The sequence below is a fragment of the Aestuariivita sp. genome (genome assembly GCF_049276915.1).
GTDB lineage: Bacteria > Pseudomonadota > Alphaproteobacteria > Rhodobacterales > Rhodobacteraceae > Aestuariivita.
Map to the genome: position 1 here is coordinate 54848 of NZ_JBASXK010000051.1, position 20875 is coordinate 75722.

Below are 20875 nucleotides of genomic sequence, written 5' to 3' on the forward strand. Positions count from 1 at the left end.
ATGAAAACCGTAAAAGACTATATCCGCACCATCGTCGATTTCCCCCATGAGGGGATCATGTTTCGCGATGTGACCACCTTGTTTGCCGACCCGCGCGGGTTTCGCATGGCGATCGACCAGATGCTGCATCCCTATGCCGGCCTCGACATAGACAAGGTGGTCGGGCTGGAAGCGCGGGGCTTTATCCTTGGCGGCGCGATTGCCCATCAACTGTCGGTGGGCTTTGTTCCGGTGCGCAAGAAAGGCAAACTGCCCGGCACAACGATCAGTCAGGAGTACAAACTGGAGTACGGTGAAGCGATCGTGGAGATCCACGACGATGCAATCAAAGCCGGTGAAAAGGTCCTTGTGGTCGACGATCTTCTGGCCACGGGCGGCACGGCAGCGGCGGGTATTTCACTGATCGAACGGCTGGGAGGAGACATTGTCTCCTGCGCTTTCGTGATCGATCTGCCGGAACTGGGCGGGCGCAAGCTCCTGGAGGGTCTGGGGATGGATGTGCATACCCTGTGCAGTTTTGAAGGGCATTAGGCAGACAGCACCGCACCCGGGTTCATGATCCCGTTCGGATCGAGCCCCGCCTTGATCGCGCGCATGGCTGAAAGCTTGGCCGGATCGCTGTATTTCTCGATATCGGCCACCTTGAGCCTGCCGACCCCATGCTCGGCGCTTACCGATCCACCCAGAGCGTGAACAAGGTCATGGATCGCAACCTTGATCACATCACGCTCGGCCAGATGGTCGGCCCGGGTCTTGCCCGCTTGCGGAAAGACATTGTAATGCAGATTCCCGTCGCCAACATGGCCAAAGCAGTTGATGCGGAAATCACCCAGTTGCGCGACGACCTCGCGCCCACGTGCTATGAACTCGGGGATCGCCCCGAGCGGCACCGAGATGTCATGGCTGGAGATCGAGCCGATCCGGCGATTGGCTTCCGGGATGGTTTCACGCACGGTCCAGAACGCAGAGCGCTGCGCCTCGGACTGTGCGATCAGACCATCGCTGGCCAAACCAGCCTCGAATGCGGCTTCAAACAGGGTGGCAAGCGCCTCCTCCGGGTCCAGCCCCTGCGCAAGGCCGACTTCGATCAACACGCTCCATTCCGGAGCGACCGGGAACGGGTGACGCACCTCGGGCATTGTATCGGACAGGAATGTGTATCCCATCTTGTGGATCAGCTCGAACGCGCTGATGCCTTCGCCCATCTGTGCGCGCGCCATGGACAGCAGCGACAGTGCCGCCTCGGGTGAGGGAACCACGAACATGGCCGTGCCTTCGCAGGCCGGCCGGGCAAAGAGCTTGAGCGCAGCCGCAGTGATCACGCCAAGCGTACCCTCCGAGCCGATCAGCAGATGGCGCAGATCATACCCGGTGTTGTTCTTGCGCAGCCGCGACAGCCCGTGCCAGATCTGACCGTCGGGCAACACGGCCTCGAGCCCAAGACACAGATCACGCGCGTTCCCATATCTCAGTACCCCGGTCCCCCCGGCATTGGTCGCCAGATTGCCACCGATACGGGCAGACCCCTCGGCAGCCAGCGACAGCGGAAACAGCCGGTCGGCCTGTTGCGCCGCCGCTTGCACATCTGCAAGGATCACACCGGCCTCGGCAACCAGCACGTTTTCCTGCGGATAGACCTCGCGAATGCGCGTCATCCGCTCAAGCGTCAGAACAACCGGGTTCATGTCGCCTTCCAACACCTGTCCACCGACAAGGCCCGTTCCCCCGCCATAGGGCACAATGGGAACCAGCGCGGCATTGCAGGCCCGCACGATCTGGGACACCTGCTCCACAGTCTTGGGAGCAAGGATCAGACCGGCCGTGCCCTGATAGCGCCCGCGTGGTTCTTCAAAGAACCGCGGCTCGTTGGGGCGGAACGTTTCCGGGGGCAGGACAGCCCGCAAACTGGCTGTGAAATCGTCCGTGACGGGGTTTAGCATCTTGGCGCACCTTGTCTGATATCAGCAGGGCCTAACAACAAAGACTGCAAGGCTCAACGCCACATTATTCAGGATCGCGCAGCCACTCCGGGCGCAGCAGCACAACGGTCGGGCGATCCGGCAGGGTCCTGAGCGAGACCTCATAGCTCGATCCCCCCGGACGCTCGATCGCGAACTCGTCCGCCATGCCGTCCACAAAGGTTTCCAATGAAAACCCCGAGAACCAGTGCATCGGGATCACCACCGAGGATTTCAGTCGTTTGAGCACGGAAATCATCTCTGGCAAGGACATCGTGTATCCGCCATCCACCGGAGCCATCACCACATCAAGGCGGCCCAGCGCCGCGAATTGTTCGTCATTTGGCACATGGTGCAGATGCCCGAGGTGACCAATACAGAGCCCTGCGACCTCGAACACGAAAATGGAATTCCCGCGCGGTTCCGAGCCGGAAAACTCCGAACGGATATCGGTTGAGACATTGCGCACCAGCATTTCACCCAGATCAAGGTGATGGTCGATGCCCGTGCCGAACTCTTCGCCCCATCCTCGCAGAACATGCGGGATGGCCGGGTCGGGATTGGCGGTCCAATGTGTCGAATGAGCATGGTTCATCGTCACCACATCCGGGATCAGCCGCGTGCTGCCGATGAACCCGGTGAAATCGGTGACGGCGGTCAGACCGCCTTCGGTCTGGATCAGAAAACTGGCATGGGCGATGTATTGAAGCCGCACCGAGAATTCCGGAACCGGGTCTGTCCAACTGGCCTTCTGGACATACTCCAGACCGGGGGCGGCATCCGCTATGGCAATGCAATGACTGGGACGGCGCTGCTCTTGCGCGGCAAGTGGCAGGGCGAGACAGGTGACAAGAGAGGCAACAAGCAATCTGAACATGACGACAAGATTAGTGCTCTGTCCCGACCTGTCACGTGATTCTCAAGTCTGGGTGCTATCTTGCCGCGCATCGCGCAAAGATTCAGCGCAATCGCGCACGACATCGGCAATTTCCATCAGCTGATCGGACAGCGGATTGGTCTTGCGCCAGACCATCCCGACCGTTCGTCCCGGTTCGGGGGGCGCAAACCGGGCCAGCGACACAGAGGCCGAGCGCGTCTCGACCGGCACAGCCATCTCGGGGATCAGCGTCACACCGATACCCGCCCCCACCATTTGGACAAGTGTCGACAGGGAACTACCGTCCAGCCCTTCACGCGGACGCGCGGCCCCGAGATTGCAGAACGACAGCGCCTGATCGCGAAAACAATGACCGTCTTCCAGCAGCAGCAATCGGGTTTCGCGCAACTGGTCCGCTGATGGCATTGGGGCATTTTCCTGATCCGAATGCCGCACAAGAACCATGGCCTCGCTGAACAGGTCAACTTCGCGCAGGGCAGGATCATCAACGGGCAGCGCCAGAATCGCGCAGTCGATCTGACCGTCAGACAACTCTCGCAACAACCGCGGCGTCAGCGTTTCACGCACATGAATATCAAGCCCCAGATGCATTTCAGCCAGTCGCCCCAACAATGTCGGCAGCAGGTAAGGCGCGATCGTGGGAATCACACCCAGTCTGAGCCGCCCAACCAGCCGATCGCGCGCAGAACGGGCCAGGTCGCTCAATTCATCGACCGACCGCAGGATCGCGCTGGCCCGGACCGAGAACTGTTCTCCAAAGCCGGTCAGACGCACCTGACGCGGTCTGCGTTCGAACAGAACGACCCCAAGCTGATCCTCTAATTCCCTGATCTGAACGGACAAGGCGGGCTGGGACACGGACGAGGCCGCAGCTGCGCGACCGAAATGACCATGCTGAACCAGCGCCTCGAAATACCGCAATTGTTTGAGTGTGATGTTCGTCATAAGAAAAAATTATCGCATTCATCAGAAAATGCAACTTAAACCAATGGAAGCGATCTGCTATGCCAGTCCCGGAACCAACGCGGGGGAAGACCTGTGCGCGTTGGACTTGCTGTCACATTGCTGTTTACACACCTGTGCCAGACATCGCACCTGCGGGGTCATCGCGCCCCTGCTCTACTTGCAAAATGAACGGAGAGACTCATGGACGGAAATGATATCGGTGCCGGCAAATGCCCGGTCATGCACACCAAACAAGCGGTTCAGTCGAATCGCAACTGGTGGCCCAATCAGTTGAACCTGAAAATCCTGCACCAGAATTCCGAGCTTTCCGATCCGATGGGAGCCGATTTCGACTATGCAGAGGCCTTCAAGAGTCTCGACCTCAAGGCGTTGAAAGAAGATCTCTATGCGTTGATGACCGACAGCCAGGACTGGTGGCCTGCTGACTATGGCCATTACGGCGGTCTGTTCATTCGCATGGCCTGGCACAGCGCCGGCACCTACCGGACCGCAGACGGCCGCGGAGGCGCGGGCAACGGCACGCAACGCTTTGCGCCGCTGAACTCCTGGCCAGACAACGGCAACCTCGACAAGGCGCGCCGCCTGTTGTGGCCGATCAAGCAGAAATACGGCAACAAGATCAGCTGGGCCGACCTGATGATCCTGGCCGGTAACGCCGCGATTGAATCCATGGGTGGCAAGACATTCGGCTTCGGCGGCGGACGCAAGGACGTGTGGGAACCCGAGGAAGACATCTATTGGGGCGACGAGACCGAATGGCTGGGCGATGAGCGCTATTCCGGTGACCGCGAACTGGCAAATCCATTGGCCGCCGTGCAGATGGGCCTGATTTACGTGAACCCCGAAGGACCGAACGGCAATCCTGATCCGGTCGCCTCGGGCCGGGACATCCGCGAAACATTCGCGCGCATGGCGATGAACGACGAAGAGACCGTCGCTCTGGTTGCCGGTGGACACACCTTCGGCAAGATGCACGGTGCCGGTGATCCTGCACATGTCGGCCCCGAACCGGAAGCCGCACCGATCGAAGCGATGGGCTTTGGCTGGCTGTCGAGCTATGGCAGCGGAAAGGGTCGCGATACGATCACATCCGGCCTGAACGGTGCATGGACGCCCAACCCGATCCAGTGGGACAACGGCTATTTCGACGTTCTGTTCAAATATGACTGGGAACTGACCAAGACACCTGCTGGCGCGCATATCTTCACGCCCAAGGATCTGGAAGAAGAAGACATGGCACCGGATGCCGAGGATGGATCAAAGAAAGTTCCGATTTTCATGACCACCGCCGATATGGCGATGCGCATGGACCCGGCCTATGAAAAGATCTCGCGCCGCTTCCATGCCAATCCCGAAGAGTTCCAGGACGCCTTCGCTCGCGCATGGTTCAAACTGTGCCATCGCGACATGGGCCCCAAGGTACTCTACCTGGGCGACGAAGTGCCACAAGAAGACCTGATCTGGATGGATCCGATCCCTGCAGTGGATCACCCGCTGGTGGATGATGCGGATATCGCAGATCTCAAGGCCAAGATCCTCGCAACCGGCCTGTCGGTTCAGGAACTGGTTGGCGCGGCATGGGCTTCGGCCTCCTCCTTCCGCGGCTCGGACAAACGCGGCGGCGCGAACGGTGCGCGCGTGCGTCTGGCACCGCAAAAGGATTGGGCCGCCAACCAGCCCGAGCAACTTGCCAAGGTGTTGAGCACTCTGGAAGGCGTCATGTCCGACTTCAACGGTTCGGCCTCGGGGGGCAAGAAAGTGTCCTTGGCCGATCTGATCGTTCTGGGCGGAAACGCGGCAATCGAAGCCGCCGCCAAAGCGGGCGGTCATGATATTACCGTGCCCTTCACACCCGGCCGGATGGACGCCTCTGCCGAGCAGACAGATGCCCACAGCTTTGAGCCGATGGAGCCTCAGGCCGATGGTTTCCGCAACTATCAAAGCCGCAAGTTCGTCACCTCCGCCGAAGAGATGCTGGTCGACAAGGCGCAACTGCTGACGCTGACTGCGCCGGAAATGACCGTTCTGGTGGGCGGGATGCGCGCTCTGGATGCCAACACCGGCGGCTCCAAGCACGGCGTCTTCACCGACAAACCCGGCACACTCTCCAACGACTTCTTCGTCAACGTGACGGATATGTCGACCGAGTGGAAACCGGCGTCGGACGATGCAGACGTTTTTGAAGGTCGCGACCGCGCCAGCGGTGCGGTGAAATGGACAGGGACCCGCGTGGACCTCGTCTTTGGCTCGAACTCGCAACTGCGCGCTTTGTCCGAAGTCTACGCCCAAGACGACGCGAAGGAAAAATTCGTGACTGATTTCGTCGCCGCATGGAACAAGGTGATGAACGCGGATCGCTTCGACATCGCCTGAAGCGCTGTCGGCTGAACACATGAACGGGCGCGGTTCTCAACGGGATCGCGCCCGTTTTGCGTTTCGCGCTCCGCTGCTTCTTTCTGGTTCAAAATACCCGGCCCTACGGCCAGGTCAGGTGCAGGTTCGGACAGGAGGCACAGACCGTCCCGGCCCCGTATCGTAACCATGCAGGACTATTCCTCCAGCCGAGCCAGGCGAAGGAAACGGCGGGCCGTGTGAGCCCAGGCAAGTCGTTCTGCCAGTTCACAACAGCCCTCAAGGTTCCGCCCTGTCCCTGCGTCGTCATGATAACCACACGGTGGTTGCGCGGCTCAACGACATTCAATTGGCCATCAGTCTGCCTCGGAAACATACGCCGAACCTTGCACCAGGAACGCAGACAATCTTTCTCTGCGCCCATGCTCACGGGATGCTGATGCAACGTGATTGGCGGTGCGCCGCGCTTCGATTGAATGTTCGACAATGACACTGACACACCGTCGTCAGGTGAACTGAGTGAACATGCGCGGTGTGTCCGGAACGTCAGAGGTGGATGCTGCGGTGACGAGTATGTCTTCGGACAAAGTGAAAACGCGAAGGACAAGGCCATGAGAGTGCTACATGCCGCATTTCGAAGCGGGGTTTTGACAGTATCAATAGCTGCGCTGACCCTGCTCCAGTTTGGTGCCTTGCAAGCCCAAGAGGCCAAACCGCAACCAGACTATGTGATTGCGCAGTTCGGCCAACCACCGGCAATACCGGAAGGCCTGATTTCACAGGATTTGCAGGCGGCTGTGCGCATCGTCTTCATCGACAGCCTTGCGCGGTCTGACTGGGGCAGCGATCAGGCCAGCGCATTGGAGCAGATCGCGCAATCCGGCGACCCCCGGTTGGCCTGGATCATCAGCGACATGATGCGCTTTACCTGGCGCGAAGAATTCGATGACGCTCTTGCCGAAGCGGCCGCCAGACTGCTGGAGATCGATCTTCAAACGCCGCACCGCTGGGGAGAGATTACCGACCATCTGATCGCATGGGATATTCCGTCCTACCCCGGATATCTTGAGGCCAAGCGCGCCATCTTCACCAATTTCGTGCCAGGTTGGGAGCGGATATTCGTTGAAGGGAACATCGATTGGCGGCTGGTTTCCTGGGGTGGCGTCCTGATCGATGATCGCCCCTACAACAGAACCAAAGCAGGCTGTAACTGCATTCCCGCCGCTGACAATCCCGAGGTGAGCAGCGCCGCAGAGGCCACTTGGCTGAAGGATGACGATATCGTTTTCGGCATCGAGGTTAACGGTGAGTTTCGCGCTTATCCGCGTCGGATCATGGAAGTGCGCGAGATGGTGAACGACACCTTGGGTGGCCGCCACCTGGGCATTCCCTATTGCACCCTATGCGGTGCGGCGCAGGCCTATTTTACCGACGGGCTACCCGCTGGGATCGAGCGCCCAATTCTACGCACATCCGGCCTGCTGATCCGATCAAACAAGGTCATGTACGATGTGAATACCTATTCGGTCTTTGATACGTTCCTTGGTCATGCGGTCACCGGTCCATTGGCCGAAAAGAACCTGAAGCTTGAACAAGCCACCGTCATCACCACCGATTGGGGAACCTGGAAAGCCGAACATCCCGAGACCACGGTTCTGGTCGAAGAACTTGCCCTTGGTCGTAATTTCGACTTCCGCAATGGCCGGGACGCGAATGGGCCGATCTTTCCGGTCGGCGATGTCGATCCGCGTCTTCCCGTTCATGAGGACGTCATTGGTGTCGTCACCGCGTCGGGAAAACCTGTCGCCTTTCAGAGAAGCACCGCATTACTTGCTTTGAAGAACGGTGCCCGGATCGCCTATGAGAACGTGCGTCTTGAACTGGATGCTGGGGGCATAAGGGCCGTCGATGCGGATGGCTCGGATCTTGGGAGCCATCAGGCCTTCTGGTTTGCCTGGTCGCAATTCCATCCCGGAACCGCGCTTTGGACGCGCTAGGGCTGGCAAGGCGCGCATCTCGATAGCACCCGCCAACCTTTGCGCCGCAGTACCGTCAGAACAGAAAGCCCGGAGAACAACTCGCCTTTGATCCAACCAGACGGATTTGCCGCCCTTGGTCAGGTTGGAAACCTGTGGAAACTTGTGCCTGAATGGCAACAGGGAACGCCGAAAAAATATTGATGATTCAATACCTTTTCCCTGATTGATATAGTGGAAGGTGTGAAGAGTCAGGCAATACTGACCATCAACTGAGGTTTCGGGTTCAAAATGAAAAAAACAATTACAATTGGGCTATGCGCCCTGTTCATGAACGCACCAAACATCCATGCCGCCGAGTTTACAGGAGGGTCTGCCGACTTCGGGTATTCTGCCTTCCTGGATGATACGGACGTGTCACGCCTTGCGCTGCGCGGACAAGCGGAACTGGGTTTCGATCAGAACTTCGCGATGCAGATGGACATCGGCACCTACAATTTCGGTTTCATCAATGACTCGGGCACGAATATCGGCTTGCACGCGATCTATCATGTGAATCACGCGACATCGCTGGGTGTGTTCTATGCGCGCGACAACCTGGCTGGTGGAAACGGTGACGTTTTCGGTGTGGAAGCAGGCTTTGACTTTTCCAACACAACCGCCGGAGAGGCCTATTTTTCGACAGGCGACAGCCAAGGTATCGATGCCAACATCTATGGCTTTGATCTCGCTCACTACATCTCGGACGCATTTCAACTGCGCGCAGGCGTCGATTTTGTAGATTCGGATTTGGGCTTTGATCTGACCCGTTGGGCATTTGGTGTCGAGTATCAATCCATAGGTCCCGCGAACTATTACGCCGAACTGGGCAGCCTTGATGCAAATGCGCTTGGCCTTGCCGGTTCGGAGGCGTTTTTGGGCTTTGGCGTGCGTCTGGATTTCGGTGTGGACCGTGGTGCCACTTTCGGACAACGCGGGCTTCTGGATCTCTTGCCAGGCCTCTGATGGCATGACGTCACGCAGCGGCTGTTCTCGGCCGCTGCATGGCTCGGCGATTACGACCATGTTGACCGGGCGGCTGTGCCTGCCCGGTTACGCGATGTTGTCTCTGCCCATGCTCAGCCTTATGAGCAAAGAGGTCAGCACTTCAGTAGGGTCGACATTGTGAGAGACTTTGACATCGCGATCGCAGGGGCGGGCATTGTCGGAACCAGCACGGCGCTTTGGGCGCAAATGCGCGGTCACAAGGTTCTCTTGGCCGATCCGAACCCACCGGGCTCGGGAACAAGCTCGGGCAACGCCTGCACGATCGCGACCTATGCTTGCATGCCGGTGAACGATCCGTCCATCTTGCTTGGGTTGCCCCGCCTTCTGTTCGGCAAGGACAGCCCGCTCACGATTTCCTATACGCACGCCCTGAAAAATCCACGCTGGATGTTATCCTTCCTTGCGAATTGCTCTGCGAAACGCTCACAAGCCATCTCGCGCAACCTCGCCGCTTTGCTGGCGCATGCGGACGCCGGGCTCAATCCCTTGATCGCGGCGGCCAGTGCCGAGGATCTTGTGGTCGAAAACGGTCAACTGTCTGTCTGGTCCAGCAAGTCGGGAGCCGAGGGGGCCGAAGGCGGCATCAGGCAACGCAGGAGCAACGGCATTCATCTGGTAGAGTTGACCACCGAAGAGGCAAGGTCGATGGAGCCAGGCCTGGAACTGCCGATCGAACGCGCGGTGTTTTTCCCCGAAGCGCGCCATATCCGGGATCCCGAGCAACTCATTCAGCGCATGCATGCGCGATTTGCCCAGCTTGGCGGACAGACAATCGCGGCAAAAGTGTCAAGGGTCACGGCCCATGGCGAAAGTGTTGAACTAAGGGTCGGTGATGAAACCTTGCAGGCGGGCCATGTCGTCGTCGCGTCCGGTGCGTTTTCCGGACAGATTTCGGGCGCAGGAACCGAAAGACTGCCCCTTGGAACGGAACGCGGCTATCACGTCCTCTATGCCATGGAAGGCCACAGGATCAATCGGCCGATCGGCTGGTCCGAGGGCGGGTTTTATGCCGTTCCCATGGCCAAGGGGTTGCGTCTGGCCGGGACTGTTGAAATCGACAATCTCGACAAACCCGTCAATCAGAACCGGGTCTCCTATCTTGCCCGCAGAGCAAAAGAGATGTTCGGCCCGATGCCAGACCCCTCCAGCCATTGGCTGGGATACCGGCCAACGATGCCGGATTCTCTTCCGGTGATCGGACAGAGCGCGACGTCCCAACGGGTCATTCATGCCTTTGGTCACCAGCATCTTGGACTGACGCTTGGCGGAATCACGGGGCGTATCGTTACGGAACTTGCCGAAGGGCGGCAGCCCAATATCGACTTGGCACCATTCCGGCCTGATCGCCCCTACGCGTCTGGCTGAGACCCTCCGCTCTCTACTCCTGCGCGCAGAGCCATCACGAAGGTCACGACAAGCGGTTGGTCAACGGTCCGCGGGGACATCAGTTGGCGTAGGAAGATCTGCCAATGTCTCCGCACCAACCCAAGAGCGGAAGCATCGGTTCGGTTTGCCACACGCTATACGCAACCGGCCTCGATAAGCGCGTCGAACACTTCAAGATGGCGAAGTTTCACGGACGTGGGCAGAAACTTGATGTGGCCAAAAACAATTCGAGTGCCGGCACAACAAACAATTCATTGATTCAATCAATCTGCCTTCCTAACGTCAATCTGTTGACTGTCAGCCGCGGGTTTTGTTTTTTTTCGCGGCGCATGTGCTCGCTGTGACTTGGTCGGAAGGGAGACAGACTTGAGTAAGGTCTCGTGGTCGGATTGCAAACATGATCCGTTTTGGCTGGATGACCTGCCAGAACCTCCGCATTTGCCGGATGCGCCCCTGCAAACGGCTGACGTCGTTGTCATCGGATCAGGATACACAGGCATGCACGCAGCGCTGGAAACTGCGCGCGGCGGCAGGCTTACGATGGTTCTGGACGCGCAGGATCCCGGTTGGGGCTGCAGCACACGCAATGGCGGTCAGATCAGCACCAGCATCAAGCCGTCACTGGAGAAACTTGCCGCCCGCCATGGCATCGAACGCGCCCGCGCGATCCGCAAGGAAGGTGAAACGGCCCTTGAGTGGATCGGCGATTTTGTCACGAGCGAGGGGTTGGATTGCGATTTTCGCCGCAATGGCAGATTTCATGCGGCGCACACCCCAGCGCATTACGAAGAGATCGCCGCAAGCGCGCAAACACTAAGCCGGACAGAAGGTATCGAGGCCTTTGCCGTTCCACGTTCGGAACAAAGGCGCGAACTTGGATCGGATGCTTATTACGGCGGGGTCGTTTTTCCGCGCCACGCCTCCATCAACCCGGCAAAGTATCACCGCGGCCTTCTGTCATTGGCGCTGCAGGCCGGGGCGCATGTGGTCGGCCATTGCGCTGTCACCGATATCTCACGCGATGCATCAGGATTTGTTCTGACGACCACCAAGGGCGAGGTACGTGCGCGCGATGTCATCCTCGCGACAAACGGGTACACCACCGGCGTGACGCCCTGGCATCAGCGACGGGTCATTCCGATCGGCAGCTACATCATCGCAACGGAACCCCTGCCCCGGGAGTTGATGGCCGAGCTTTTTCCCATGGACCGGATCGCCAGTGACACCTGCAAGGTGGTTTACTATTACCGGACCTCTCCCGATGGCAGACGCGTGTTGTTCGGTGGGCGCGTGTCAGCGAACGAAACCGATACATCCATCAGCGGACCAAAGCTGTTCACCGACATGTGCCGGATCTTTCCGCAACTGTCGTCTTATGGTGTGACCCATTCATGGATGGGACGCGTGGCCTATACCTTCGATGAACTGGCACATACCGGGGTACATGATGGCATGTATTACGCCATGGGCTACTGCGGCTCGGGGGTTTCCATGGCCAGCTATCTTGGCAAGCGCCTGGGACAAAAGGTCCTGGGTCTGGCCGAGGGGAAAACCGCATTGGACGACCTGCCGAACCCGACCCGCCCTTTTTACAGCGGGAACCCCTGGTTCCTCCCGGCAACAGTTGCCTGGTATCGCAGGCAGGATCGCCGCCAGACACAGCGCGCCGCCGCCATGGGCTGAACGAAAAAACCAGACGGCGACAACCCGCCCCTGACACGCAACATGTTCAACGCCTTGCGCGACCAGATTGATGCGACTATCGCTGCAATATCGACGATCATGGTCCCTGTGACATCGTTGATGATGGTTTTGGCGCAGCTGTTCGGGCGCGGTCCTTCGGAGAAATGACTTGGACACATTCGATTTCGTGATTGTCGGTGCCGGTTCGGCCGGATCGGTATTGGCGAACCGGCTGTCGCAGGATGGCAAATTCCGTGTGCTGCTTCTTGAGGCAGGTGGGGCTGACAAGACGCCATTGATCCATGTGCCCATCGGCTATGGCAAGATATTCTATGACGCCCGGGTCAACTGGAAATACGTCACCGAACCTGATCCCAATCTCGACAACCGGCCGATCTACTGGCCGCGCGGCAAGGTGCTTGGCGGGTCCAGCTCGATCAATGCGATGGTCTATGTGCGAGGACATCCCAACGATTATTCGGAATGGAATGCGGCGGCACCGGGCTGGGGCTGGACGGATGTCGAACCGATCTTTCGGCGCATGGAAGACTGGGACGGTCCGCCAAGCTCTGAACGCGGCGTGGGCGGGCCGTTGGCGGTGCATGATGTCACCGATGAGGTGCATCCGCTCACACGCATCTATCTTGAGGCTGCCCAACAGGCCGGCCTGGGCGTCAACCGCGATTACAACGGTGCGGACATGGAGGGGGCCGCCCTTTATCAGATCACCACAAAGGGCGGGTATCGCGCTTCGGCGGCGCGCTGTTATCTGAAACCGGCGCAACGCCGACCCAATCTCGATATCCGGACCGGTGCGCATGTCACGCGTATCCTGTTCGAGGGCACACGCGCGATCGGCGTCGAATACCGCCAGAACGGCCAGATGAAGACAGCGCATGCCAGCGCCGAGGTGATCCTGTCTGGCGGTGCGATCAATTCGCCCCAGTTGCTTCAGCTGTCAGGTGTCGGACCCGGCCGCATCTTGCAGGATCATGGCATATCGCTGGTGCTGGATGCACCACAGGTCGGACGCAATCTGCAGGATCATCTGGGAAGCGACAATCTCTATGTCTCGCGCGCGCCCAGCCTGAACCAGCAATTGCGCCCCCTTCTCGGCAAGATAAAAGTCGCCTTGCAGTATGCGCTGAACCGCAAGGGGCCCTTGTCGCTCAGCCTCAATCAGGGTGGCGGGTTCATCACCTTGTCAGACGTCTCGCCCGGCCCCGACTTGCAGCTTTACTTTTCCCCGGTCAGCTATACCCGCGCCCCGGTTGGCGTGCGCCCCCTGATGAGCCCGGATCCGTTCCCGGGCTTTCTCATCGGCTTCAACCCCTGCAAGCCCACCAGCGTGGGCCATTTGCAGATCCGCTCGCCCGACCCTTTCACGGCTCCGGAAATGCACCCGAACTATCTGGATACCGAACATGACCGCGCATTGATGCTGGCAGGCACCAAACTGATGCGCCGGATCGCACAAACCACGGCACTGCGCGCGGTGATAGACTCGGAACTTTTGCCCGGAGAAGACACGGCCAGCGACGAGGATATCGCCGCCTATATCCGCAAAACGGCCTGGACGGTGTTTCACCAATGTTCGACCTGCCGCATGGGCAGCGATCCTGCCAGCTCGGTCGTCGATCCCCGCCTCAGGGTGCGCGGATTGCAGGGGCTTCGGGTGGCTGATGCGTCGATCTTTCCCAGCATTCCAACCGGAAACACCAACGCGCCCGCGATCATGGTCGGAGAAAAGGCATCCGACCTCATTCTGGAAGATGCAAAAGGCTAAAGGATTTCTCATGAAACTGAAATCGATCGAGACCTTCACCAATCAAGCGGTCGGGTTTGTTCGTGTCACCGCCCAGGACGGTGCGCAGGGCTGGGGCCAGGTGTCGACCTATCATTCGGATATCACCTGTCAGGTCCTGCACCGGCAGGTCGCGCCCTGGACGCTGGGGCAGGACACTACGGATCTGGATGACCTGCTGGATATTGTCACCGAACGCGAACACAAGTTTCCCGGATCCTATCTGCGCCGCGCAATGGCCGGGCTGGATACAGCCATCTGGGATCTGCGCGGCAAGCAGCAGGGCAAGCCCGTGGTTGAACTTCTTGGCGGCACGCCCGGGCTGATCCGGGCCTATGCCTCATCCATGAAGCGCGACATAACCCCGGCGGATGAAGCGAAACGTCTGAAATATCTGCGCGACACGCAAGGCTTTGACGCCTTCAAGATGCGGGCGGGCGCAGAGGTTGGGCGCAACACCGACGAATGGCCCGGACGCACCGAAGAGATCATTCCGACCATGCGCCGCGAGCTGGGCGACGATGTGGATCTGCTCATTGATGCCAACAGTTGCTATTCGCCCGACCGAGCGATCGAAGTCGGTCATATGCTGCAGGACAACGGCTTTTGCCACTATGAAGAGCCCTGCCCCTATTGGGAACTGGAACAGACCAAACAGGTCACCGACGCGCTTGAGATTGATGTGACCGGTGGCGAACAGGATTGCGATCTGCCAACCTGGAAGCGGATGATCGATATGCGCGCCGTGGATATCGTTCAGCCCGACATCCTCTATCTTGGCGGCATATGCCGCACGATGCGGGTGGTCAGGATGGCTCAGGCTGCCGGTCTGCCAGTGACCCCCCATTGCGCGAACTGGTCACTGGTCACCCTGTTCACGATGCATCTGCTGCGCGCCATTCCGAATGCCGGCAAATACCTCGAATTCTCCATCGAAGGCCCCGATTACTATCCCTGGCAACAAGGGTTGTTCGTGAAGTCGCCCTATGACATCGAGGATGGGCACGCCCGTGTCACCGAAGCTCCGGGCTGGGGTGTTGAGATTGCTCCGGACTGGCTGGCGCGATCAAGCTATCAGATCAGCGAGCTGTAAACCGCGCGGACCGACTGCCGGCTCAATCGGGCCGACGGTCGGTGTAGCGCGTTTCAAGATCGTAATAGTCGTCGAAACCGACAAGACGGCGCAACTCTTCGAACGGCAAAAGCCCCGGTGGCGGATGACCGTCGCGCAGCGCGGCCAGCGCCTCCTGCATTGCGCGCATTGCTGCCGACATGAGGGTGAGCGGATAGGCTGCGTGGTTATAGCCGATCTCGGCCAATTGCGCAGGCGGGAGGATGGGCGTGGCACCACCCTCGACCATATTGGCCATTTTCCAACCCGGCAGTTCAGAACAGATGCGGCGCATCTCGGCCTCGGAATGCGGAGCCTCGACAAACAGGATGTCGGCACCTGCGCCGTGGAATGCCTCGGCCCTGGCCAGGGCTTCGTCCAATCCGTGGCCATGTCGCGCATCGGTGCGCGCGATGATAAGGATGTCCTGCCCGCTTTCGCGGCGTGCATCATCGGCGGCGCGAATGCGATCGACGGCTTCTGCACGATCCACCACCAGCTTGCCCTTGGTATGCCCGCACCGTTTGGGGGCCACCTGATCCTCGATCATCACCGCAGCGGCACCCGCGCGTGCATAACCCGTCACGGTGCGGCGCACGTTCATCGCGTTGCCATAGCCGGTATCGCCGTCCGCCAGCACAGGCAGGCGGGTCACGGCGCAGATGTCCCGCACCGCATCGCGCATCTCCCCATATGAGATCAGGCCGGCATCGGGCGCACCGATGCGATGGGCCGAGACTGCAAAGCCAGACATGAACATTGCGTCAAACCCTGCATCCTCGATCAGGCGCGCCGACAAGGCATCGCCACAGGATGGCGTGACCAGCAGGCGGCCTGTCTCCAGCCGCGCCCTGAGGCGTGTGGCGGGCGTGGCATGTTGGGGGTTGGTTACAGAACCCGTGGCAGCCATAGAACGATATCCTCGAACCAGTATATGATAAAGACGGTGGCCAGCATCATCACCACAAAGGGTGCAGCACCGCGCGCCACTTCACCAAGGCTGGCGCGCCCGATCGCCTGGATCACGTAAAGATTCAGTCCAACCGGAGGTGTAATCAGCGCGCATTCAACCATGAGCACGAAGAAAATGCCGAACCAGATCGGATCGATGTCCAGAGCCATCACAGCCCCGGCCAGCACAGGCATCATGATCAGCATCATCGAAAGCGCCTCCATGAACAGCCCCATGATAAGCAGCGCAATGCCAACCGCGATGATGAACATGCCCATCGTGTCGATGTTCGAGGTGATGAAGGTCGAGACATCCTGCGGGATGCGCCATAGTGCAATCGCCTTGCCAAAGACCTTGGCACAGCCAACGATCAGCAGGATCGCCGCTGACGCGCGCAGCCCGTCCATGACCGCCTCCTTCAGCCCGGCCAGATCAAGGCTGCGAAGCACCACGAATGTCAAAAACAGCGCACCCAGAAAGCCGATCGCCGAGGCTTCGGTCGGCGTGAACCAACCGGCGTAGATGCCCGCAATGACCAGGGCGGCCAGGGCGATCGTGGGCAACGCCCTCAGGCCGGTGCTGCGGCGCTCGGCCCAGCTGGCTTTTGGTGTTGCCCGATACTGCGACGAGAACCGCGCATAAAGCATCGAATAGCCGATGAAGAGCCCCATGAGCAGAAGGCCCGGCCCGATCCCGGCCATGAACAGATCAAGGATCGAGGATTCAGTGATCACGCCATAGACGATCAGGATGATCGACGGCGGGATCAGAATACCAAGCGTGCCGCCAGCCGCCAGCAACCCAAAGACAAATGAACGCGGATAGCCGCGTTTGGTCATCTCGGGAATGGCAACCGACCCGATGGTGCCTGCCGTAGCAACCGACGAGCCCGAGATGGCCGAGAATAACCCGCAAGAGATTACAGTCGCCACCGCAAGACCACCAGGCCAATGGCCAACCCAGGCTTGTACCGCGGCAAACAGGTCGCGTCCGACGCCGCCACGCAGCAGGATATTGGACATCAAGAGGAACAACGGCACTGCGATCAGGATGAAACTGTCAAGCGAGGACAAGAGCCCTGTCGCCGCTATGCGCGGGGCGAAATCACCCAGGATGAGCAACACGACACCCAGCCCGCCAAGGGCAAAGGCCACCGGCACTCCGAGCAGCAGCAGCACGAAGAGTGCTGTCAAAATGGCAAAAACGGTCACTTGGGATTATTCCGGTGCATGTGCGTCTGCAGGGAGCGGCGCGCCAAGCGCGCAGCGGATGAATTCTAACGTAGCCTGAAGACCCAGAAGGCCAAAGGCCAGCGGGACGGCGGACTGCGCCCACCAGGCCGGGATATCCAGCATGCTGCCCGAGGACCGCCCGCGCTCAAAGGAATTGAGCGGCGCGTCCTTTCCGTACCAGACCAGCACGCAGCAGAATGCGACCACGAAGGCCAGCGCCGCCAGCCGGGCCGCGCGCTGCGCTGCAGGGCCCATCAATGCGGTAAGCGCGGTAACGCGGATATGCTGATTGTGGCGCAACAGCGCGGGGGCCGCGAGCAGCGTGGCAAAGATGAACAGCAACCGGGACAGCTCTTCTGCCCAGATCGTCGGCGCGTTGAAGAAATATCGCGCAATCACCTCAAAGCCAAGCATCAGCCCGATGGCGAAATAGGCCCAGCCGCAAAGCTGGGCCAGACGATCGGCACTCCAATCAACAAAAGAAGCGACGACCTGCATGGTGCTCAGAAGCCTTGTGCTGCGTCAAGCAACTGACGACCCAGGTCACCGGACTCGGCCAGCCAGGCGTCGATCACCGGTGCCGAGGCTTCACGCCACCTGGCGATTTCCTCTTCCGAAGGGTAATGGACGATCATGCCATTTGCCTCTGCCTGTTTGAACGCATCGGCTTCGAATTCCGACATGTAGTCCCGGACCGAGGTCTCGGCGTTGCGGGCGGCGGTCGTCAGAACCGAACGTTGTTCCTCGCTCAGACCTTCCCAGACATCTTCGTTGATCACGACAATGAACTCGATATCGGCATTGTTCACGACCGTGATCGCGTCCATCACTTCCCAGAGCTTGCGCGACACGACCCCCGAGACGCCGGTCATGCCGATGTCGACGGTGCCCCGCTGATAGGCCAGAAACTGTTCAGAGCCGGAAATCAATGTCGGCGCTCCACCCAGAACACTGACCCATTCACCAAGCCATTTGCCGAACACGCGAGCCTTCTTGCCCTCCATGTCTTCGGGGCCAAGCAGAGGTGCGTCCTTGCTCAGCAGAACCGAGCCGCCATACGCCTGCCACCACAGGACATGCGCGCCGGTTTCGCGGATCGCGGCATCCAGAGGCTGCCGCACGGGCGAGTCCGGAGCAACGGCTGCGCGCACCTTTTCTTCGGTATTCAGAACGAAGGGCATGTAGAAGATATCCACGGCCGGAATTTCGCCAACGTAGCGGGTCAGCGATGCGACCCCCATCTCGATTTCGCCCGCACCGACGGCCTCGGGCACCTCGCTGTCGCGGTACAACTGGGCACTGTCATAAATCTCGATCTTGATGTCGGAATTGGCCTCGACCTCTTCCTTGAACATAAGAAGGTTCTGGCCAAGGTGGCTTGCAAGCGGCAGTTGCAGGGTGACGCGCAAGGTGGTGTCTGCGATAGCTGGGCTGACAGACAGCATGGCGGCGGCGGCAAGACCGCCTAGCAGATGTTTCATGGTATCCTCCTCCGAAGGGTCTTTTCTTGTTCCGATTGCGCCGCACCTCCCCGTACGACGAGAGGCCATCAAGGAACAGCTTGCCCCCTGTGTCAAGCCGTGTAACTGCGCAAAGCGGTTCGACTTTTTTGGCGGGCCGACAAAACGTTGAACATTTTCGAAAGTTGCCGCTGCCTTGATGCAAGCGCCTGTCTTTTGCCGCCGGCATTCTTGTGTCGACGAATTGCTGCGGTTGCCAGCAGGCACGGTGCAACCATGCCATGGCGACAGCGAACCAAAGCTGCTAAGCATCCGCCAAAACTGCCCAAAAGGATGTGGCAATGATCCAGCCCACTGTTTCGTTCAAGAGTAATCTCCAGCTTCTGCCGTCCATCGAAGGCCTTGCTCGCATCGACCTTGTTGACCAGACCGGAAGCATTGTTGCGTCCATTGAAAACCAGCCGGGCAAGCAGGGATCCCTGGCCGTTTATCAATATCTTCAACAGAGTTTTGGTGCGCTTGATGCTGAGGCCGCGGCCCACGGCCTCGCCGTTTTCGCCGAGCACACGGCAGATGCAAAGAGCCGCCCTGGCGCACATCCGAACATCGACCGGTTGCAAGAGATCGTTGACGGCGCTGCCGTGTTGAGCATCCGGCTTGTTTCGGCTTCTTGAGGCACGCTGCAAGCGTTGCTTGTAAATGGTTGTGCCGCCTGCCCCCTTGGTTCGGGGCTTTTTTATCTGCTTTCACAAAGTCGAAAGACGCATTAGGCAGGACCATCTTCGCTATTTCGGGGCACACCATGGCGCTAAAATCCACGATATACAAAGTGGAAATCTCAGTTTCCGATATGGATCGCCACTATTACGAGACCCATAAACTGACCGTTGCCAAACATCCTTCCGAGACGGATGAGCGCTTGATGGTGCGTCTTCTTGCTTTTGCGCTGAATGCCCATGAGCAGTTGGAAATGACGCGGGGAATTTCAACGGACGACGAGCCGGACATCTGGCAGAAAAGCTTGAGTGGCGAGCTTGAGCTATGGGTCGCACTGGGACTTCCAAGCGAAAAGGTCGTGCGTCAATCCTGCAACAAAGCCAGGAAGGTGATCATCTATTCCTACGGCGGCAGGACGGCTGACATGTGGTGGGAGAAGATCAAGAACAGCACCACCCGGTTTGGCAACCTTCAGGTTGTGAACTTTTCCGAGGAAGACACCAGCGCGCTGGCAAGACTTGCAAGTCGCACGATGAGGCTGCAGGTCAACATTCAGGACGGCGATGTCATGGTCAGTGTTGACGAGAGCATGATCTACGTGACTCCGGTCGAATGGAAAAATGCTGATCTTTGATCACCGGATCTCAAAGACCGTTGATGACAAGACAAGGTGCCGCGCCATGTACTGATCTCTGCCGAGTTGGCGGACTTGGACTATTCGGTGACGCCTAACTCACTCGGATGTGGCTTGCCAACAATCGCTTCGGCAAACCGCGGCGCAGCGCGAAACCAATGACAAATCGTCTCTTCGGGCCAAAAGCGCCAGTTGCGTCGCTGCATGCTCGGCGCTACGAGATGTGACGACCCCACATTGCACCAAGCGTTGCCACTTGTCGCCCAGTCGGTGTCGCCCGGTCTCTCCCGGCAGATGCTTGATCTTGCGGCGATGCAAGAACTGGTTTCACGAAACTGGTGGCGCCTGGATCGATTGTGCCTTTTGCAACCATCGAAAAACAAATGCCGCAGGTACAACGAACCCGAAGAGATCGTGCTGAAGCGGCGGCAGGTTGAAGCGCCGCAAGTGTGGGCCTCATGCCAATGTACCAGAAGCCCAACACCAGCAAGGCAGCGAAGGGTCACAAGACTTACCCCTACCTGCTGCGCGGCCTGCGGGTGGATCGGCCAAACCAAGTCTGGTGCGCTGACATCATCTGTTTACCCATGCGGAGGGGCTTTCTGTATCTCGCGGCCATCATGGACTGGCACACGCGCAAGGTTCTGGCCTGGCGTATCTCGAACACGCTGGAGGCCGAGTTCTGCGTCGATGCACTGA

At 59.2% G+C, this 20875-nt stretch carries 17 protein-coding genes and 2 pseudogenes; 12 read left to right on the forward strand and 7 right to left on the reverse strand.

Translation table 11 applies throughout. The features are described 5' to 3' along the window. A complete protein-coding gene (locus WAO69_RS05575; protein ID WP_422177065.1) occupies positions 1-531 on the forward strand; it encodes an adenine phosphoribosyltransferase in 531 nt (176 codons plus the stop codon). Here WAO69_RS05575 and WAO69_RS05580 read toward each other — a convergent pair. The 3 genes from WAO69_RS05580 to WAO69_RS05590 all read right to left on the reverse strand — a co-directional run bounded on the left by WAO69_RS05580 (position 528) and on the right by WAO69_RS05590 (position 3801). Further along, positions 528-1940, reverse strand: coding sequence for an FAD-binding oxidoreductase (locus tag WAO69_RS05580; protein ID WP_422177066.1), 1413 nt, complete (start codon positions 1938-1940; stop codon positions 528-530). The two genes, WAO69_RS05575 and WAO69_RS05580, sit on opposite strands and share 4 nt — an antisense overlap. 64 nt (positions 1941-2004) lie before the next feature. After that, positions 2005-2835: an MBL fold metallo-hydrolase gene (locus tag WAO69_RS05585; RefSeq protein WP_422177067.1), complete on the reverse strand. Its 831-nt coding sequence runs from the start codon at positions 2833-2835 to the stop codon at positions 2005-2007. A 42-nt stretch (positions 2836-2877) separates the two neighbouring features. Further along, complete coding sequence (locus WAO69_RS05590; RefSeq protein WP_422177068.1) at positions 2878-3801, reverse strand: LysR substrate-binding domain-containing protein; 924 nt, start codon at positions 3799-3801, stop codon at positions 2878-2880. 201 nt (positions 3802-4002) lie between these two features. On the opposite strand from WAO69_RS05590, the gene katG reads away from it, so the two are divergent. The 8 genes and pseudogenes from katG to WAO69_RS05630 all read left to right on the forward strand — a co-directional run bounded on the left by katG (position 4003) and on the right by WAO69_RS05630 (position 15163). Continuing rightward, positions 4003-6195, forward strand: coding sequence for a catalase/peroxidase HPI (gene katG, locus WAO69_RS05595; RefSeq protein ID WP_422177069.1), 2193 nt, complete (start codon positions 4003-4005; stop codon positions 6193-6195). 590 nt (positions 6196-6785) lie between these two features. Beyond that, positions 6786-8171 carry a DUF3179 domain-containing (seleno)protein gene (locus WAO69_RS05600; protein WP_422177070.1) on the forward strand — a complete coding sequence of 462 codons (1386 nt, stop codon included), beginning with the start codon at positions 6786-6788 and terminating at the stop codon, positions 8169-8171. A 309-nt stretch (positions 8172-8480) separates the two neighbouring features. Next, a complete protein-coding gene (locus tag WAO69_RS05605; RefSeq protein ID WP_422177071.1) occupies positions 8481-9155 on the forward strand; it encodes a hypothetical protein in 675 nt (224 codons plus the stop codon). 159 nt (positions 9156-9314) lie between these two features. After that, entirely contained in the window at positions 9315-10562 is a 1248-nt protein-coding gene (locus tag WAO69_RS05610) for an NAD(P)/FAD-dependent oxidoreductase (RefSeq protein WP_422177072.1), read from the forward strand. A gap of 387 nt (positions 10563-10949) precedes the next feature. Next, the gene (locus tag WAO69_RS05615; RefSeq protein WP_422177073.1) at positions 10950-12266 is read left to right on the forward strand and encodes an NAD(P)/FAD-dependent oxidoreductase; all 1317 of its coding nucleotides are present in this window, start codon (positions 10950-10952) and stop codon (positions 12264-12266) included. 15 nt (positions 12267-12281) lie between these two features. Beyond that, positions 12282-12434, forward strand: a pseudogene (locus tag WAO69_RS05620) (ABC transporter permease); the annotation flags it as partial. A gap of 1 nt (position 12435) precedes the next feature. Next, positions 12436-14052: a GMC family oxidoreductase gene (locus WAO69_RS05625; protein ID WP_422177074.1), complete on the forward strand. Its 1617-nt coding sequence runs from the start codon at positions 12436-12438 to the stop codon at positions 14050-14052. A 10-nt stretch (positions 14053-14062) separates the two neighbouring features. Continuing rightward, complete coding sequence (locus WAO69_RS05630) at positions 14063-15163, forward strand: mandelate racemase/muconate lactonizing enzyme family protein (RefSeq protein ID WP_422177075.1); 1101 nt, start codon at positions 14063-14065, stop codon at positions 15161-15163. Between the two features lie 22 nt (positions 15164-15185). On the opposite strand, the gene WAO69_RS05635 is transcribed toward WAO69_RS05630, so the two are convergent. The 4 genes from WAO69_RS05635 to dctP are packed head-to-tail and all read right to left on the reverse strand — an operon-like array spanning position 15186 to position 18846. Continuing rightward, positions 15186-16091, reverse strand: a complete 906-nt coding sequence (locus WAO69_RS05635) for an isocitrate lyase/PEP mutase family protein (RefSeq protein WP_422177076.1) — start codon at positions 16089-16091, stop codon at positions 15186-15188. Next, complete coding sequence (locus WAO69_RS05640) at positions 16070-17344, reverse strand: TRAP transporter large permease (protein ID WP_422177077.1); 1275 nt, start codon at positions 17342-17344, stop codon at positions 16070-16072. The genes WAO69_RS05635 and WAO69_RS05640 overlap by 22 nt, the downstream gene beginning before the upstream one ends. 6 nt (positions 17345-17350) lie before the next feature. Beyond that, a complete protein-coding gene (locus tag WAO69_RS05645) occupies positions 17351-17863 on the reverse strand; it encodes a TRAP transporter small permease (protein ID WP_422177078.1) in 513 nt (170 codons plus the stop codon). 5 nt (positions 17864-17868) lie between these two features. Continuing rightward, positions 17869-18846 carry a TRAP transporter substrate-binding protein DctP gene (dctP, locus tag WAO69_RS05650; protein WP_422177079.1) on the reverse strand — a complete coding sequence of 326 codons (978 nt, stop codon included), beginning with the start codon at positions 18844-18846 and terminating at the stop codon, positions 17869-17871. Between the two features lie 320 nt (positions 18847-19166). On the opposite strand from dctP, the gene WAO69_RS05655 reads away from it, so the two are divergent. From WAO69_RS05655 to WAO69_RS05665, 3 genes and pseudogenes are all read left to right on the forward strand, one after another. Then, the gene (locus WAO69_RS05655) at positions 19167-19499 is read left to right on the forward strand and encodes a DUF2322 family protein (protein WP_422177080.1); all 333 of its coding nucleotides are present in this window, start codon (positions 19167-19169) and stop codon (positions 19497-19499) included. Between the two features lie 128 nt (positions 19500-19627). Continuing rightward, positions 19628-20176, forward strand: a complete 549-nt coding sequence (locus WAO69_RS05660) for a YaeQ family protein (protein ID WP_422177081.1) — start codon at positions 19628-19630, stop codon at positions 20174-20176. A 443-nt stretch (positions 20177-20619) separates the two neighbouring features. Continuing rightward, positions 20620-20875: pseudogene (locus WAO69_RS05665) on the forward strand (DDE-type integrase/transposase/recombinase); the annotation flags it as partial.